This window comes from Micromonospora sp. GCM10011542, assembly GCF_042650685.1.
Classification (GTDB): Bacteria; Actinomycetota; Actinomycetes; order Mycobacteriales; family Micromonosporaceae; genus Micromonospora.
The window spans coordinates 1-16,708 of sequence record NZ_JBHSBO010000006.1; the positions used below are offsets into that span (position 1 = coordinate 1).

Sequence of the window (16,708 nt, forward strand, 5' to 3'; positions counted from 1 at the left end):
GGTTGCGCGTTCTCGGCGCAGCGGTCTCGATCATGGCCAGCACGATACGGCGCGCGCGCTCAGCGGCAGAGCCGTGAGCGGCTGATCATGTACCGGAGGCCATGTAGGCAGCGAGGATGTAGTTGGGGTGCCGGTCGAGATTCCTCCGGGCTCGGTCGTAGCGCATGGTGGTTCGCGGGTCGGCGTGACGGGCGGCGATGCACGTCGCGCAGGCTTACGCCGGCGTCGAGCATCGTTGTCACGAACGTGTGCCGCAGCATGTGGGGTGCATCCTCGGCATCCGGATCCCTGCCGCAGCGGCGAGGTGTTTGAGTCGGCGGGTGGCGGCGTGCCGGTCCATTCGCCGACCCTGGGTGTTGCGTAGGATCGGCCCGCTGGTGCGCTCATCGACGGCCCGATCGATGGCTCGGGCGACCGCGGGTGGCAGCGGGACGAGGACGCCCTTGCCGCCCTTGCCCTGGACCCGTAGGACCCGGTGGCCGTGTTCCTCGCCCAGGTCGGCGATGTTCGACCCGCAGGCTTCGAAGATCCGCAAGCCCAGGAGACCCAAGAGCGCGACGAGGGCGAAGTCGTTCGGGTTCGAGGACTTTCGGGCGGTGGTGATCAGGGCTTCGAACTGCAGGTGCCCCAGTCCGAGGGTCGGCGACTCGGCCGGGACCGTGGGCCGACGGACGTAGTCTGCCGGCGAGTGCTCCAGGATGGCGTCGATGACGCAGACCCGATAGAAGCCGACCACGACCGACAGGCGTCGCGAGACTGTCGAGGGCTGGTACCGGCGTACGTCCTGCAGCCAACGCACGTACCGCTCGATGTCCACCCGCGCTGCGGCGAGCGGATCAAGGACTTGGTCGGTGCACCAGCGTAGGAAGACTCGCAGGTCGGACTCGGTATGGACGCGAGTCTGGCCGCTGTAGCGGCCCAAGAAGGCCGATACAGCGGCGCACACCACGAGTTGGTCGGAAGGTATGACACGGGAAGCCGAAGCAGGAGAGGTAGCCATACATCACCGTGCGTCACCATTGGCGACGGACACCAGCCCAACCGAAGCGGCAAGAGTAGCCCTGTGTCAAGCGGGGGAGGCGAGGACGGCCTGCAGAGCTCGGTGACGGGTGGGGTCGTAGGCGGCGCCGTCTTGCCAGCAGCGCCAGATAACGTGCAGCCAGGCGCGGGCGAGGATTCGAGTCGCGTGGGGGTGGTCGTGGCCTCGAGCCCGGGCTCGCCGGTAGAGGTCGGCGGCCCAGGGGTTGGCGTGGTGGGAGTCCCCGGCGAAGTCGATGACCGCTGCGCGGAGTTGTTTGTCAACGGCCCAGCGGAAGCCAACGACTTTCACTTTCCCGGACTGCCTGGTCGAGGGCGCTGCCCCGGCCAGGCAGGTCAGTGCCTCCGGCGTCGGGAAGCGTCCGCGGGCGTCACCGATCTCCGCCAGAAGCCGGGCCGCTCGCACGATCCCCGCCCGGGGCAGGGAGGTGAACACCGCCGCGTCGGGATGCTGCAGCAGTTGGAGCTCGATCTGCTCCTCCAGCGTGCTGATCTGCTCCCGCAGGGCAGTAAGCCCAGCCACCAATGCGGCGGTGACGTGCGCCCGGGCGGTGGCTTCAGGACCGGTGCTCCCGCGGGGAGCCGCAACCAGGTGGGCGTGCAGCAGTCCGGCTCGTGCCGGGTTGGGGTAGGAGACGCTGCGCAGCCAGTTCTGCAGTCTGCGTGGCGACAGCCAGTCGACCTTGTCCTGAGTCCCGAACCGGGTGAGGAAGCTCAGGGTGATGGCGGAGTCGATGTCGCGGAACAGCCCGATCACGCCGGGCAGAACATGTTCGAGGTGGGCGCGGAGCTGGTTGGCCATCGCGACACGAGCCGCGATGAGGTCCTTGCGGGCGCGGACGGTCATCCGCAACGTGACTGTCGCGGGAGAATCCGGGGTGAGGGGACGCAGGCGATGGTGATCGGTGCGGACGGTGTCCGCCAAGACGTAGGCATCGAAACGGTCGTCCTTGTTACCGGCTGCGCCGTAGCGCCGGCGCAGGTGCTTGATCTGGTTCGGGGCGATCACGAATACCGTGAGCCCTGCCTCGAGGAGGGCCTCGACGATGGGTCCGTCGGGGCGTTCGATACCGACCTCGAGCACAGCGGTTTGCTGCAGGCAGCGCAGCAGCTTCCGCAGCCCCGCAGCGGTGTGTTCGACGAGCATCCGCTGAACCTCGACACCGTCGGGCCCAACGATCGCGACGGCGTGTTCGGTGCTGGCCCAGTCGATGCCCGCGGTTGGTCGACGCATCGATGGGGCGTGTCCGACACTCATGGTGTCCTCCTTGCTGTTGCAGCAGCAGGTGGGCACCTGGTGGTCTCAGGACACGGAAGCCGGTCGCTCACTGATCGGCGCTCGACGGCGCTCAGCCCTGTCGCCAGTCATACGTGTCCTGGGACCACCGGGCCCCGCGGAACTCATGCCGGACCTCTCACGGTCGAGCGGACGAGGCGGTGGCCCGGTGGAGACCAGGTGCGCCGACGACCCGAGATCGCCGGCACCAGACACGGTGCCCGACGAGACCGCCGACAGGAAGAGTCTGCGCAGTGAGCGGACGTCGGTCAGTCCCGACGGCCGTCGGTCAGGTGGATGTGACGTAACCCCGGACCATAGGCGGCGACGTGGTCCGCGGTGCCGTGGTGCGCTTTCGATGGCGTGAAGCGGCCTTCGCTGACCGCGACGTCGTAGGCGCCCCCGTTGGCGTACTCGGCCAGGATTCCGGTCACTTGGTGCTCGGCCGCCCAGGCGAGGCCGGCGTCCACGGTGTCGAACATGCCGGAGGCGTATCGGGCGCGGTCACCGTGGAAGATCCAGACGGTCGACCTGAGCGGGCTCCGCTGATCACCATTGGACCTGCGGTGCAAGCCCTCCGGTGTGAACGAGAACGAGTCGGGAAAGGCGCCTGGCCGATGACGTACGGCGAGAACCACCGGTTCGGGGTGCACGCCGCGTAGCTCCGTCCCGGTTGCGGTGCCCGCGAAGGCATTCCACAGGTGGAAGCAGATCAGGTTGTGGTCGGGATCGGCTGCGGTGTAGGCAAGCGTCTTGGGATAGAAGGGGTTGGTTCCGCCGATCCACAGCGACGGGGGCCCGAACGTCTCGACGACCTCGGACAGCGTCCGGTCCTGCGTCACCCACCCGCCGACGTCGGTGCTCAAGTGGTGAGACTCCGCCTCCGACAACGCCCGGTCCAGCTCAAGCCAGCCGAGCCGATGGGCGATCTCCGCGTAGACGGAGGCCGTGGCATCACGCAAGGCATCAGCCGGCAGGATGTAGCTGTAGGCACCCATGACACCCGTCGGGGCGAACGCCTCGCGTTCGCGTAGTCCCTCACACTCCGTCCGCCAGCGTGCCAGGCTTCCATCCACGGCGGCCATCGCCTCCAGCAGAAGCCGTTCGGCCATCTCGTCCCTGCCGTACATGCCGGGGCGACGGAGAACGCCATTCACCTGCGCCAGATGGTGCCCACGTGCCTCACTGAGAACGAACTTGGAATCCTCACCGCTGCTCATCGCCGCCGATCATGACACTCCGACGGGCTACGGGACATCCGCTCATCGGCAGATCAGGATGCCGGGCGGTAGCGGCCGCAGTAACGCTCCGCCACGCGCGGATCGCGGCAGAACCGTGCACGTGACCTTGAGAACGGGACAGCCGTCACGAGCAGGAATCGGCGCGGTGACGGCGGTGGTTAGTTCCATCCCATGGCGTTGCAGGAAACGGTCTGGCAGTCCTCGCAGATGAAGAGGCTGCGACAGCCGTCGCCGTACTCACGGATCCGGTTCTCGACCGGGACGACGTGGAACATCAGCCGTCCGCAGGAGGGGCAGGACGGATTCGCGTAGAGGCCGGTCGGCGGGCCGCCGGCAGTGCCGACGACACCAGGGGTGAGCTGGACGTGGCCGCTGCAATATACGAGGTCGGCGGCGTAGGGCCGCGGTTCCACCGAGCCCAACCCAAAGCCGGGTACCTCCAGCGAGCGGTAGGTCTCCTCTTCCTCGGCGGCGGGCGGCTCGTCGTACGTGATGGCCTCACTGTGGTAGCGGCCGTAGTCGTCGATGCCTGTGTGGAGGGTCCACGAGCAGGTGGCCCGTATCCCGACGAGGTGGACACGATCGGCCGGCCAAGGTGGCAGGCCCGGCACGTCCGTGTGACGCAACGACAGGTAGTGCCAGGAGATCAGGGTGGCCGAGGGGCGCTGCACTACCTGTTCGACCGGCAGTCCCACCGGGTGATCTACGGCCGCGAGTTCTGCCGGCTGGTTGATGGGCCGCAGGAAAACGGCACGGCGATGGGGCGAGAACGGTTTAGTGCTGGTCCTGTGGGCGGCACCCAAATCCCGCAGAGCTCGTACTCTTCGCGGTCTCCGCCGTTACGCACATCCTCTGCGATCGCGCTCAGGGCGGCGGCGCTGCCGATCGCGGCGAGCGCCCAGGCGTCACCGAACGGCCAGTGATGGGGAAACCTTCGCGCCCAAGTGCTCCACGCAGTGATCCGGTGCGCCGCCCAACAGCAGACACTGGTCCGCGAAGCTGACGTCGAACCGTTCGAGCATGATGTAGGCGCCTACCTGGCTGTTGTGCTGATCGGCATTTGAATCCTCGGAGCCGTACAGCTGGCCCGCCGTGTCACCATCCCGCTCGTGAGCATCACCCAAAGCAAGCGCTTCCTCGACCGAGAAACCGTTCGCGGTCAAGAGTCCCAGCCAATAGGCGTGCCTGAACGCGTTCTGCACACTCGCGTCCCAGTCGTTCTGCTTCGAAAGGTCGATGGCTCGCTGTTCCGCCTGATCCGCCAGCTGGTCGGCGAGGTAGCAGTCGTAAGGTCCAACCTCCTCACACCAGGCCAACTGGTTGAGACCAGCGGCCGAGCCGCTGGCGCCATCCTTCGGGTTTTCTCCTGGTGCCCAGTGCCCAGGGGATGGACCAGCGTGCGTCGTGCTCTCGGCGACGGCGAGAGGCGCGATCGAGCCTGACGCGTCGGTGAGCAGCGGTACGAGGGTGGCCGTTCCCGTCAGTCTCAGTGCGGGAGCCACTCCCCTGACCTACCGGCACAGACACCCTCCAGGTCTGGGTGAAGGCTCCCGGCGGTTGCGGGGAGCCGTGCGGGTATCGAGGACGGGACAACCAGCCGCCTGCCGCAGTCGGTTATCGCACGATACGGGCGACGGCGCCGTTGAAGGACACATCCTGCACGGATGGACGCGGCTGCGGCGCGCCCTCCGTGCGCCACCGCGCTACGGACACGATGCCGGGGGCGACGAGTTCCATCCCGTCGAGGAGGTCGGCGAACTGTTCGGCGGTCCGCGCCCGGAACCGTCCGTCGTGGTTGTTGGATTCGAGCTTCGCTGTCACGTCGGGCGGCAGGTACTCCCAGGTCACGTGCGAGGCGACTACGTAGCTGCCGGACGGGAGCGCGGCGACGAGCCGGGTGAGGATGCCCTTGGGGTCCTCGTCGTCGCGGATGAAGTGCAGGATGGCCACCAGCATCAGCGCGACGGGCTGGGACAGGTCCAACGTCGCGGGCAGGTCCGGATGAGCGAGGATCTTCTCCGGCTCACGCAGGTCGGCGTCGAGGTACGCGGTGCGGCCCTCGGGCGTGCTGGTCAACAGGGCGCGGGCGTGGGCGAGCACGATCGGGTCGTTGTCGACGTAGACGACCCGGGCCGACGGGTCGATCGCCTGGGCGACCTCGTGTGTGTTGTCGGCGGTCGGGATGCCGGTCCCGATGTCCAGGAATTGCCGGACGCCCTGCTGCGCGAGGAAACGCACCGCGCGCTGCAGGAACATCCGGTTCTCGACGGCGGCGAGCCGGATGGTGGGCATCGCGGCCGCGAGGGCATCGCCCGACTCGCGGTCGGCGGCGAAGTTGTCCTTGCCGCCCAGCAGGTAGTTGTACCTGCGGGCCGGGTGCGGAACGCTGGTGTCGATCCTGTCCGACGCTGACAGTTCCCCGCTCCGGAACGTCATCCGGTCCCCCCCATCGCCGCGATCCATCCACAAGGTACACACTTGGCCGCCAGCGCGAGGGCCGGCGCTCAGCCGGGTCGGGCGGCCACGCTGGCGCGGAGTTCGGGGAGTCGGGCATCACAGATTCCGGCTCGTGGCACGAATGTCTGAGGCGCGGCACGCGGCACGGGCTGAAGCAGTGCGGCGGCTTGCAGGCCGACATGGAACGCCGCTGGCGGTGCTGGAGGCTGTCTGAAGCCGGTCCGGCGCCCCCAGCGCGCCCGACGGGTGGCAGCCGGGACAGCCGCAGCCGCAGATCGGTGACGGCGCCAGCACGGTCGCTATCACCTCAGAATCGAGGGCTCCCTACACCCCCGTCGTACCCGCGATCGCCGCCGAAATCGACATCGACACCAGCGCATCTGGTCGGTGTTCGCCAAGAAGCTGGGCTGACCCGCCGGGCCGGACCGCCCGTTCACGACGACGACCATGTGCGCGAGGTGTTCACCGCCGACGCGGCGAACCGGCTGTGGCTGACCGACATCACCGAACACCCCCACCGCCGAGGGCAAGCTCAACCTGTGTGCGATCAAGGACATGCACTCCGGGCGGAGCGTCGGATGCTCCATCGACCACCGGATGAGAGCCTCCCTGGCGGTCGCAGCGTTGCGGACCGCAGTCCGGCTGCGAGACCCTGCCAGCACTATCGTTCACTCGGTTAGGGGTAGTCAGTTTCGGTCACGGAAGCGTGAAAGCGCTGCGGCAGATGACCGGATGGCGTCCAAGGTCGGTGAGCGCCAGCTGGTCCTGCCAGTAACGGCCTCCACCTCCTCGGTGCAGCTCCAGCTGGCGCCCGCCGTTCGTGATCGGCGGCCGTTCGGGGTCGTGACGCTGCCCGCCGTGCCCTGGGCCAGGGGCACGGCGGGAGCCGCCCGTCCACAGGCCGGTCAGACGTCGGTGATTCGCAAACCCGCGTGCGCCTTGTACCGGCGGTTGGCCGAGATCAGGTTGGCGACGAGAGACTCGACCTGGTGGGCGTTGCGCAACCGTCCGGCGTAGACCCCGCGCACGCCGGGGATACGGCCGGCCAGTGCCTGCACGATGTCGGTGTCCGCCCGGGAATCGCCGAGAACCATCACGTCCGTGTCGATCTCCTCGATGTCCGGGTTCTGCAGCAGGGTGGCGGACAAGTGGTGGAAGGCCGCGGTGACTCGTGACTCCGGCAGCAGCACGGCGGTCTGCTGCGCGGCGCTGCCCTCGGGCACGGCCAGCGCGTAGGCGCCCTGCTTGTCGAAGCCGAGCGGGTTGACGCAGTCCACCACGAGCTTGCCGGCGAGGTCCGCGCGCAGCGACTGCAGGATCTCGGCGTGGCCGTCCCACGGCACGGCGACGATCACGATGTCGCTGCGCCGGGCGCACTCGGCGTTGTCCGCGCCCTCCACATCGTGGCCGAGTTCGGCGGCTGCTGTGCGGGCGCGGTCGGCGGCGCGGGACCCTAGGATCATCCGCTGGCCCGCCCTGGCCAACCGGTAGGCGAGGCCGCGCCCCTGGTCACCCGTTCCGCCCAGCACCCCCACCACGAGATGGGACACGTCCGGCAGGGCCCAGGGGTCCTTGGGGGCGGCCTTCGCCGTAGCCGGGGCAGATGCATTCTCGCCGTCTCCGGCGTTGGCAACGTCGGTCATGAGACTGTGGCCCGCTCGCGGATCTCCACCGCCGTCTCAAGCATCTGACGAGTGCTGGTGAACCAGTCCTGCAGATTCAGATCCACGATGAGCTCGTCTGCGCCAGCCTCTGCGGCCGTTTGGACATCGTCCATGATCTGGTCGAGAGTGCCGACGAACGGGGATCGGTCAGGTCCTGCCGGACGGTCGGTGAAGGTGACGTTTCCCACCAGGATCATCTCCATCCGGCTGGTGTCCCGGCCGTACCCGGAAGCCATTTCCCGGATACGGTCCCAGCTTGCGCGTAGCTCTGCGGCCCCGGCTGGCCCGGTTCTGCTGAGGAACGGCAGCCAGCCGTCTGCGCGTTTGGCGATGCGGTCCACGGGCTTGGACCCGGTAGCGCGGCCGAGGTTGCTGCCACCGCCGCCCAGCATCACGGGGATCTTCGAAACGGGCTTGGGCAGGACCGAGGCCTTGTCGATGACGACGCGAGGAGTCCGGACGCTCACCGGGTCCGGCCCCCACGCGGCATCGAAGACGTCCAGCGTCTCGTCGAGGAAGCGGCCGCGATCCGCTCGGGTGGCGCCAGCGGCCCGGAACTCGTCGGTGGACCAGCCGGCGCCTAGGCCCGCGACCATGCGGCCGCCGCTGATCTGATCGATCGTGGCAAGCGCCTTCGCCAGCTGGATGGGAGTGTGGAGTGCAGCGATCAGAACGGAGGTACCGAGGCGCACCTTTTCGGTGGCCACCGCCGCTGCCGTGAGGACTGCCAGGGGGTCGGCGGTCTGCCGCTGGGGCTCCGGCCACGGCACGTTCGGCGGGGCATATGGCTCGGCGGGATTCTCCGGGAAGAGCAGCCGCTCGAACGCCCACAGACTGGCATATCCGGCCGCTTCGGCCGTTCTGGCCGCTTCGACCACGTCGTGTCGTAGGTCGACTCCCAATCGCTGGGGCAGACGAAGTCCGAGTTTCATTTGAGACCTCTGAGGTAGTTGTGATCGTTGTGGGCGTCGCAGGACCCGAACCACGCCGGCATACCCCTACTTCTCGGGAATAGTGCGTATTTCGGTTGTTCTCGGGCCACCCGTCAAGTCTGAACCTTCACATTGATGTGATGGTCAAGTGTAGGCTTGAGCACATGAAAATCGGCGAGCTTGCGGAGCGTACGGGCACGTCCCGTCGGCTGCTGCGCTACTACGAGGAGCAGGGACTGATCACACCCAGCCGCGCCCTCAACGGGTACCGCGAGTACCAAGAGTCAGACGTGGACATCGTGCTGCAGATCAAGGGGCTGCTCGATGCCGGGCTGCCGACCCGAATCATCCAGCAGCTCCTGCCGTGCCTGGACAGGCCGCAGACCATCTACGTCCCCAACGTGACACCCGAAATGATCGCCACACTGCAACGCGAACAAGCCCAGCTGTCCGAACGCATCGAGTGCCTGACCCGCAACCGAGACGCAATCGCCGACTACCTCGACACGGTTCTCAGAGTTCGTTGTCAGCACAGTGGTGCCTGCGAGGCTGGTAGTGCAACGGCAGTCATGGATTCTTGTAGTGCATGATGTCCGCCCTGGTGGCGGCAGCGTGCGGATGGACGGCGGCCAGGGGCCGCTGGTGGTGCCGGGTGCGGCCGGAGCCGCGTACGGTCGGGCCGGCGAAGTAGCCCCGAGGATCGAGAAGGACGCCGCCCCCGCTTCCGGCATCACCACGATGGCGTTCTCGGCATCGGCGTTTAGGCCAAGCCCTACGGGTGGGCCTACGGCTGTGCTGGGGGGTAGCCGCCATGACCTCAAAGGCCTGCTCGACGAACTCAACGGGAACCTTCGCGTGGAACAGGTCGCTCGTTGAGTTGACGAACACAACCCGGGATTCGCGCCAGCGCAGGGGAAGCGTCGGCTCCGCTGGGTGGGTGGCAAGCCGAAGCCCGGGCCAGAGGTACACGCGTCGCCATCTGTTTGGTACTTGGGTGAGCCCCATCGCCTTCAGCCGCTTAGCGAGGGTGAGGGCGTAGCAGTGATCGCAGCCGCGGTTGGTGCCTGCACTACCCGTGTGGCCGGTTCTATCGACGGACGGGCCGGAGGATCAGGCTCGGTCAGGCCGTCGCCAGGCCGTCCGACGTCAGACAGCAGTGACGAACGACGACCAGTGGCGACCACCTCTGCCCAGGTCGCTAGGCGTGACAAGCCTCCTGGCCGGCAACGAGGGCGACGGCTGACCTGTAGTTGGTGAACTGGAGGGCGACGCCGAAGTCCTCGCCCTTGAGCAGCGAGATGACCGCCTGCAGGTCGTCCCGCTTCTTGCCCGTGACGCGCATGAGTATGCGGCTCGCCATGGCTGGCTGTCGGCGCACCTCGCGCGGCAGTCGTGCAGCGGAGGATCGGCACGAGCGCCGGTCAGGCGTAGCAGAGGTGCGCGGGGCAGCCTGGCGGGGATGGTCAATTCTCGTTCAGGCTGTTACGTAGCTGTGTGGCGAGTGCGATGGTGTCTTCGTGCGGTTCGGCGTCGAGGTCGGCGAGGGCTTTGGTCAGGGCGCGTAGCAGGGTTCGGATGCCGTCGGCGTCGCCGAGAGCGTGTCGGGCGTGCATCGCCTTGGTGTAGAGGGCTTCGTTGTAGCGGTCGAGTGCGATGGCCTTGTCGAGTAGGTCGGATGCTGCCTGCGAGTTGGTGTCGAGCAGGTCGTCGGCCAGCAGGAGGTGGGCTTCGGTGCCCCACCGGCGGACCGTCTCGCGGTGGGGCTGCAGCCACTCGCAGTCCTGGCCATCGGCGAGGGGCGCGGTGTAGAGGTCGCAGGCGGCGGTGAGCAGTTCGCGGCGGCGCGGCTCGGTGGCGATGGTGGCGCGGCGCAGCAGATCGCGCAGTGTCCACACGTCGACGTCCACGGTGGCGGGGTCGAGTAGGTATCGTCCGGCGGATTTGATGACGTAGGCGTTCTTCGTCTCGGCGGTGCCGGCGCGGCCGAGGACGTGCCGCAGGTTCGAGGCGTTGGTGTGTACGCGTTGGTCGGCTTGGCTGATGCGGGCGTCGGGTTCGAGGTATTCGCCGATGTCGCGGGTGCCGGCTCCGTCGGGGTGGACGGCGAGGTATACCGCCAGTTCCAGGGCTTTGGCTCGCAGCGGCCGACCTTCCGCGGTGATGCCTTCGATGCGCGGTGCGCCGAGCACGCGCAGCCGCGCCCGTCCCGACACGGCGTCGGCGGTGGGCTTGACAGCGGTCGGGATAGGCGGGTCCGCGGCGGTGAACGTGATCTCGGTGCGGCTGGCGTGCAGGGGCACGATCGAGAGCGGTGCGGCTGGTGGGGTGTTGGCGGGCGGTTCGCCGGTCTGCGCCTCGCGGAGCGTGGTCAGGATCTGGATAGCGGCGGCCGGTTCGAGCACGGGCAGTCGCGGCGGCACCGGTTCGGCGCACTGCCCGTAGATGAGCCTGGTGTGTCCGTCCGGGCCGACCTCGACGGTGGCGCCGTGGGCCCATTCGCCGAGCAGCAGCGCGGACACGTGCAGACCCTCGCCCAAGGCGAGGGCGACCTTGGCGCGCATGCTGGCACCGGCAGGCGGGGTCTCGGTGATGAGCACGAGCGGCGGTAGCGCTTCCTCATCGGGCACCGTCCCCCGCAGATCGTCCAAGCCCGTCAGGGCGTGCTCGTCGAGGATACGGCTGCGGTGCAGCAGCCGGGACTCGATGACAGTGAGCGCGTCGTTGACGCTGTCCGTCACGTGCAAGCGCGGCCATGGGTTAAGGGTCACCACGTCCGGGCCGAGCAGCGTGGTCAAGCTAGCGGCGTCGATGACGACCTCGCCGCGGGCGTCGGGGTGGTGCGGGCCGCCGGAGGCCAGCACGGCGACGAGGACCGCGCGGGCGGCAGCGTACGCACCGTCGCCGACGACTCCGCATCCGCCGCCCGGCAGTGACATGAGGTCGGATACGAGAGCCAGCGGCGGCCCGTCGTCGCTGCTCGCATCCGATGGCTCGGGGTTGCGGGCGGCCACGGCGCGGCGGACCTGAACCACCGGCGGAGGCAGTTCGGTCGGCGGATCATCGTCAGGCTCGCCGTTGAATCGACGGCGACGTTGGAGCCAGACCATTGCGGCGGCGGCGCTGATCGCGGCCGCGAGTGACCAGGGCAGCCAACCAGAGTCCGACAGGTGCACACCACGGTCGTCCGTCGCCGCCGTAGGACTGTGCTTGACGGGCGGCAGCGCGGCAGGACTGGACACCCCTGACGACGGCGCCGGCGACGAACCCGACGCGCTTGGGGCTGCCGACCGCGTGGTGACGGCCGGTCGCTCGGGCGAGGGCGACGGCACGGCGGGACCGGGCGAGTCCGATGCGCCACTCGGCGATGAGGGCGATGTCGCAGGCCGGCCCGACCGGGGCGTGGGGGGCGTTGCCGGTTTGGCGGCTCGGGGTGGTCGGGCGTCGGCAGGTAGGCGAAGCTCCCACCCCGGGTAGATGAGGTCGCAGTCACGCAGAACACCGCCGACAGGGAAATGGCGGTGCTCATTCAGCCGGCAGACCTCTGGCCACCGGCCCGCGTCACCGAGCCACTCCTTCGCCACCTTGGACAAGGTGTCGTGCCGCTCGACTGTGTACAGGTAGCGCTGGTCGGCGACGTGGATCATGGCGGGTCCACGGGCTGCGGCTTGCCGGGGAACCTCGGCGGGCTCGGTAGCGGCGACGGGCGTAGCCGGCCGATCCGAATGCACCGCCACGTCGAGGGAGCCGGCGGGGGTGACAGCGAGCGCGGCGGTGCCGGCCAAACCGAACACGAGTCGGTGCAGCGGGGCCGGCAACCTGAGTATGGGGATGCGCCACCGGGTCACCGCCGCGAGAATCTCGGCCAGCAGAAGCAAGGCGAACACGCTCCACAGCAGCCACATCGCCCAGAGGGCCGCGCCGATGAGGAAGTCCGGGGTGAACCGTCCGCTGGAGCGCTCGAACCAATCTGGGATCTGCGACCAGGCCGGCAGCCGGCGCAGCGGATTCCCACCGGCAGCCCAGAGCAGCGCCGGAACGGTGACCAAGAAGAGGCCGGCACCGATGGCGCCGCGAACAGCCGCGACTAGGGACGGCCGCTCGCCACGCGGCAGCGAGTCGCGTGGAAAGCGGACGGTGGCTCGTGCACCGTACTCGGCGAGTTTGTCGTCTCGGCCCCGGCGCGTCTGCGGCACCTATCCCCCTGCGGTTGATCCTCGATCCTCTCCACATACACGAACGTGAGTGTCTGCGGCCATTCCATCGAAAGGATTCTCACCATCCGCGCACAAAGAGTCACGTTGCGCGGATCACGGTTGACACCCGCTCGCCCCCACGGGCGAGACTGCCCCTCATGCCAAGCGGGGGCACCGTGTTGTCGATCGACCTCAGCTCGTCGTCCATCGCGGCCACTGTCAGCCGCCACAGCCTGAAAATACCCATCCTCATCGACGGCCGCCTCACAATGCCGCCTGGCGTCGCCATCGGCCCCGCAGGCGAGACCTACCTCGGTCTCGACACCACGACCGCGATGTCTCTACCGGCCGACCATCAGTTCGTCGACAACCCGACCGACCTCCTCGGCCGGCCCACCAACACCGCCAACGCAGCGCACCCCGACCCGGTGGATCTTCTCGCCGCCGTGCTGCAGCACGTCACCCATCACGCTGCCGTCCAAGTCAACGGGCCGATCACCGCGCTCACCGTGACCATTCCGCCGACCTGGGGACCACGCCGCTGCGGACACCTCAACGAGGCAGCAACCCGCAAGGGATTTCCACCTCCCGCCCTGGTCACCGCACCGGCCGCCCTCGCCGCCTACGCCACGACGCTCGGCGTCACCCTGCCGACAGGCTCCTGCGTGCTCGTATGCCAGGCAGACCGCGAACCGGCGATCCTCAGCGTCTTGCAGACCGTCGCCGACGGCTACCGCGAACTGGCGACGCAGGAAATCAATCCTGACCATGGCGTCGACCACCTCATCGCCCAACGCATCGCCCAGACGGCAACCGCCGAAAACGACCCGCTCCGCACGGTGCTCATTGCGCCCAGCACCGACGCAGCAGACGGCGGACGCGCCCTCCTTGAATCCGTCCGGACCGCCAGGCATCTGCTCGCGACCCAAGACAAAGCGCCGATACTGCTGCCCGCGCCCCGCCAACCCGCCGTTATCACCCGTGACGACGTCACCGCCGCCGCGCAGCCCCTCCTCGACCAGGTACCTGGCGCAGTCGACGGGCTCCTCGACGCGGCCGACGTCGACAAAGCGCACCTCGCGGGCGTCGTCCTCAGACCAGCCATCGGCGTACCAGCGCTGACCGAAGCTCTCACCGCAGCCGCCGGCATCACCCCTACACTCATCGACCATCCCCACGCCCTCACTGACGGGGCCCTCTCGCTCACCACCACCCACCAACCAGGCCCGGCAGCCGCCGCACGGCTACCCCGCGTCCGCCTCCGCGTCGGCGACCTCACCGGCGCCCTGCTCCTCGGCGCCTGTTCCCTGGCCCTGCTCCTGCAAGCCGTGCTCACCGCTCACATCTCCACCTACAGCACCTGGGTCGTCGGCGTCCGCACCTCGCTACCGCAACTCGGCGCCGCCGGCGCACTCGTCATACTCACCGCATTCGCCGTTGCGCACCTCGCCCCCACCACCTGGCTCGCCGGGACACCCACCGGATCAACACCCGAACCCACAACAGGCACCCTCATCCGACGCGGATACCTCACCGCCGCCGGCGGCGGCGCCATCACCGCCGCCCTCTACGGCCTCGCCACCGGCACCGCCGTCAGATTCGACTACACCCCCTACCTGAAATGGACCCTCGGCGCCGCGATACCACTGGCCGCCTGCGCCGCCCTCATCGCGGTCACCGCACCCCGCATCCCCGCTGACGCACTGCCCACGTGGCTCGCCATGACCCGCCCCGCCATCACCCACGCGACCACCGCCACCGCGGGTATCTACCTCATGCGCGCCGCACTCACCCTCACGACACCGATCTACACCAACGACGTCGCCGGCATAGCCGGCAGCATTGGCGCGGCCCTCGTCGGCGTAGCCACCGCCCTAACGATGAGCGCGAGCCGTACGATCCGCGCCATCACCGCACCTGGCCTCGCCATCGGTTACGCCCTTGTATTCACCGTCGACACCAACAGCGCCCTCATCGTCGGCTACCTCGTCGCCCTCACCTGGTGGGGCATCCGACGCACCGCACACACCCTGCGGCTCGCCTTCCCTGAGCCAGGATCAGCGCTGCGCCGTCTCACCGACCGTCCGGGCGGCTGAAGCTTCTCGGGCCGCTACCACCGCACCTACGCCGCCGGGGCGACGACGCCAATCGCCTCGATCCCCGCGCAGCGTCTCGTCCTTGGGTGACTCGGTGCCGACCGGCGGAGGGCATCCCGCACCTGCGGTGCCCGACGATGCAATGGGTGAAAACCTAGTTGCCGACCCCGGTAAATGGGGACCTTTCGGGGGCGGCTCAAGGCGATTGCATGGGTCGCCGAAGACTGGCCGGGGTGGGTCCGTGTGCGGCTGGTCGACGCCGATGGACGAACCTGGTTCTTCGTCGACAAGGTGCCGATCTTCTTCGTGGATGACGACATCCTTCCTGGCGCTGCTCTGCCCCGGCCGGCGTTCGTGAGGTGCCAAGTCGTCGGTCAGCAGGAGGACCACCTTGTCGTTAGCACTGCTTCCGACCACGTGGAAGCCGAGGACGGGGCCACTCAGTTCCGGGTCCGCCCGAACCAGCTACAGCGGGCGAACTGGTCCAGATGCAACTGAACTGTCAGCTTGGGAATCGTCTTGATCTGCACCGTGAGTGGCATGAATGACCAGGACCACCGCCGCAGGGCGTTAATCCGGAGACCTTCGGTGCACCTCCTCGGACCGAGGTTGACCGCTGCACCGGGCACGGATCGGGCAAGCCTTCGGTCCTCTGGCTCGGGTCACCAGGCGTGGGTAGAGTCAGGTGCTTGCTCCCTTCAACAGGTGCGGCCGGGGCACCCGAGGCGTGAGCCGAACCGGTGGGAGTAAGAGGCGGCGTGGGGAGACCGCACGCGTGGCACGCGACCGGTGCCCTGAGTAGACCCCACTGGACCCCGGCACTTTTCAAGGCCTCTTCGTCCCGAACGCGGTTGCGGTGCATCGTCTGCTGTCATCGGTTGTCATCCCGGGCCTATCAGTTCGGCTTCGACCCCGCCTGCGGTCGCGACTTGTCGACGGCAGGCAACGTGTTCGCTACCTTCAGAGTGGTCGACCTCCGACGACCTGATGACGGCCTGGGCCTGGTCCTCGTCGCCCCCTTGGCCCTCGGGCAAAACTCACACCTAGCCTGGCTCCGCCCTTGAGCCCGAACCATCGGGTGCGCTCCGGCTACCCCGCCGCCATCCGCGTGGCCGTTCAACCGATGGGAGATCTTCCGTCTCAACCTCCGCGGGCTGCCCTCCTCGAAATCCTAGGTAGCGAAGGATGCTCCTGCCTCCGGTGCCCGGCCATGAGCTAGAGCCGCTACCTGCGACAGCTCGCACAGCTGCCTCGAACCGTCGGATAGCGGCCCTGTACCCCTCCCACGCCCCCGCCCAGCCGTCACCGTCGAAGTGGTCATACAGGTCGTGGTACGCGTAGCTAAGACGCCGGCCAGCATCATGCAACTCCCGCGGAGCTGGCGTCATGATGAGGTTCCCCCGGTTCGCCGGAGGGTCGTTTACCTGGCGCCGGTGGGCTCAGGCTGAACGATAGTGGTTTCGTTTTGTGGGGCCTGGTGGGTTTGCCAGGCGGTTTCGTACTCGTCTGGGATCGCCAGCCGAGGTCTTTCTGGATGCGGCGGGTGTTGTACCAGCCGTCGATGTAGGTGAAGATCGCGTTCTCGGCCTCGTCCCGGGTCCGCCACGAGTTGCGGTAGACCAGTTCGATCTTCAACGTCGACCAGAAGTTCTCCATCAGGGCGTTGTCGAACGAGTCGCCGACCGACCCCATCGAGGGCAGGATCCCGTTGTCGGCCAGGCGTTGCGCGAAGCGGAAGGACGTGTAGTTGGCGAGTTCAATCGGTCGTTGCAACACCGGGCTGTTGTAGTGAGCGTAGCTGCTCGGCGAAG

General features: G+C 68.1%; 13 protein-coding genes and 3 pseudogenes. 4 read left to right on the top strand and 12 right to left on the bottom strand.

Features of this window, described 5'->3' with window-relative positions:
- Nucleotides 1–238: 238 nt before the first annotated feature.
- The 6 genes from ACFOW4_RS01430 to ACFOW4_RS01455 all read right to left on the bottom strand — a co-directional run bounded on the left by ACFOW4_RS01430 (nucleotide 239) and on the right by ACFOW4_RS01455 (nucleotide 5,991).
- Entirely contained in the window at nucleotides 239–1,000 is a 762-nt protein-coding gene (locus ACFOW4_RS01430; RefSeq protein ID WP_377523722.1) for a tyrosine-type recombinase/integrase, read from the bottom strand.
- Between the two features lie 66 nt (nucleotides 1,001–1,066).
- Nucleotides 1,067–2,296, bottom strand: coding sequence for an IS110 family transposase (locus tag ACFOW4_RS01435; protein WP_377523723.1), 1,230 nt, complete (start codon nucleotides 2,294–2,296; stop codon nucleotides 1,067–1,069).
- A 287-nt stretch (nucleotides 2,297–2,583) separates the two neighbouring features.
- Nucleotides 2,584–3,534 (bottom strand): hypothetical protein, encoded by a 951-nt coding sequence (locus ACFOW4_RS01440; RefSeq protein ID WP_377523725.1) that lies wholly within the window; start codon nucleotides 3,532–3,534, stop codon nucleotides 2,584–2,586.
- 179 nt (nucleotides 3,535–3,713) lie between these two features.
- A complete protein-coding gene (locus tag ACFOW4_RS01445) occupies nucleotides 3,714–4,250 on the bottom strand; it encodes a hypothetical protein (protein ID WP_377523726.1) in 537 nt (178 codons plus the stop codon).
- 210 nt (nucleotides 4,251–4,460) lie between these two features.
- Nucleotides 4,461–5,057: a DUF6973 domain-containing protein gene (locus ACFOW4_RS01450; protein ID WP_377523728.1), complete on the bottom strand. Its 597-nt coding sequence runs from the start codon at nucleotides 5,055–5,057 to the stop codon at nucleotides 4,461–4,463.
- Nucleotides 5,058–5,169: 112 nt separating this feature from the next.
- A complete protein-coding gene (locus ACFOW4_RS01455; protein WP_377523730.1) occupies nucleotides 5,170–5,991 on the bottom strand; it encodes an SAM-dependent methyltransferase in 822 nt (273 codons plus the stop codon).
- A gap of 387 nt (nucleotides 5,992–6,378) precedes the next feature.
- On the opposite strand from ACFOW4_RS01455, the pseudogene ACFOW4_RS01460 reads away from it, so the two are divergent.
- Nucleotides 6,379–6,717 (top strand): annotated as a pseudogene (locus tag ACFOW4_RS01460) (DDE-type integrase/transposase/recombinase); the annotation flags it as partial.
- A gap of 200 nt (nucleotides 6,718–6,917) precedes the next feature.
- Here the strand turns inward: ACFOW4_RS01460 and npdG are convergent.
- Together npdG and ACFOW4_RS01470 are read right to left on the bottom strand one after the other, a co-directional pair.
- Entirely contained in the window at nucleotides 6,918–7,655 is a 738-nt protein-coding gene (gene npdG / locus ACFOW4_RS01465) for an NADPH-dependent F420 reductase (protein WP_377523733.1), read from the bottom strand.
- Entirely contained in the window at nucleotides 7,652–8,608 is a 957-nt protein-coding gene (locus tag ACFOW4_RS01470) for a TIGR03619 family F420-dependent LLM class oxidoreductase (protein ID WP_377523734.1), read from the bottom strand. The genes npdG and ACFOW4_RS01470 overlap by 4 nt, the downstream gene beginning before the upstream one ends.
- 164 nt (nucleotides 8,609–8,772) lie before the next feature.
- On the opposite strand from ACFOW4_RS01470, the gene ACFOW4_RS01475 reads away from it, so the two are divergent.
- The gene (locus tag ACFOW4_RS01475; RefSeq protein ID WP_377523736.1) at nucleotides 8,773–9,198 is read left to right on the top strand and encodes a MerR family transcriptional regulator; all 426 of its coding nucleotides are present in this window, start codon (nucleotides 8,773–8,775) and stop codon (nucleotides 9,196–9,198) included.
- Here the strand turns inward: ACFOW4_RS01475 and ACFOW4_RS01480 are convergent.
- From ACFOW4_RS01480 to ACFOW4_RS01490, 3 genes and pseudogenes are all read right to left on the bottom strand, one after another.
- Nucleotides 9,176–9,673, bottom strand: a pseudogene (locus tag ACFOW4_RS01480) (DUF5131 family protein); the annotation flags it as partial. The gene ACFOW4_RS01475 and the pseudogene ACFOW4_RS01480 overlap by 23 nt on opposite strands.
- Nucleotides 9,674–9,806: 133 nt before the next feature.
- A pseudogene (locus ACFOW4_RS01485) lies at nucleotides 9,807–9,950 on the bottom strand (DUF520 family protein); the annotation flags it as partial.
- A 121-nt stretch (nucleotides 9,951–10,071) separates the two neighbouring features.
- Nucleotides 10,072–12,801: a transcriptional regulator gene (locus ACFOW4_RS01490; protein ID WP_377523737.1), complete on the bottom strand. Its 2,730-nt coding sequence runs from the start codon at nucleotides 12,799–12,801 to the stop codon at nucleotides 10,072–10,074.
- A 176-nt stretch (nucleotides 12,802–12,977) separates the two neighbouring features.
- Between ACFOW4_RS01490 and ACFOW4_RS01495 the strand changes: the two genes are divergently transcribed.
- Both ACFOW4_RS01495 and ACFOW4_RS01500 read left to right on the top strand, forming a co-directional pair.
- Entirely contained in the window at nucleotides 12,978–14,897 is a 1,920-nt protein-coding gene (locus tag ACFOW4_RS01495; RefSeq protein ID WP_377523739.1) for a hypothetical protein, read from the top strand.
- A 243-nt stretch (nucleotides 14,898–15,140) separates the two neighbouring features.
- Entirely contained in the window at nucleotides 15,141–15,395 is a 255-nt protein-coding gene (locus ACFOW4_RS01500; protein ID WP_377523741.1) for a hypothetical protein, read from the top strand.
- A gap of 861 nt (nucleotides 15,396–16,256) precedes the next feature.
- On the opposite strand, the gene ACFOW4_RS01505 is transcribed toward ACFOW4_RS01500, so the two are convergent.
- On the bottom strand, nucleotides 16,257–16,708 hold a 452-nt coding region (locus ACFOW4_RS01505; RefSeq protein WP_377523743.1), incomplete at its 5' end, for a transposase.

Excerpts from the sequence above, each read along its gene's own strand:
- ACFOW4_RS01430 (WP_377523722.1), bottom strand. The coding sequence starts at position 1,000 with ATGGCTACCTCTCCTGCTTCGGCTTCCCGTGTCATACCTTCCGACCAA.
- ACFOW4_RS01435 (WP_377523723.1), bottom strand. The coding sequence starts at position 2,296 with ATGAGTGTCGGACACGCCCCATCGATGCGTCGACCAACCGCGGGCATC.
- ACFOW4_RS01440 (WP_377523725.1), bottom strand. The coding sequence starts at position 3,534 with ATGAGCAGCGGTGAGGATTCCAAGTTCGTTCTCAGTGAGGCACGTGGG.
- ACFOW4_RS01455 (WP_377523730.1), bottom strand. The coding sequence starts at position 5,991 with ATGACGTTCCGGAGCGGGGAACTGTCAGCGTCGGACAGGATCGACACC.
- npdG (WP_377523733.1), bottom strand. The coding sequence starts at position 7,655 with ATGACCGACGTTGCCAACGCCGGAGACGGCGAGAATGCATCTGCCCCG.
- ACFOW4_RS01470 (WP_377523734.1), bottom strand. The coding sequence starts at position 8,608 with ATGAAACTCGGACTTCGTCTGCCCCAGCGATTGGGAGTCGACCTACGA.
- ACFOW4_RS01475 (WP_377523736.1), top strand. The coding sequence starts at position 8,773 with ATGAAAATCGGCGAGCTTGCGGAGCGTACGGGCACGTCCCGTCGGCTG.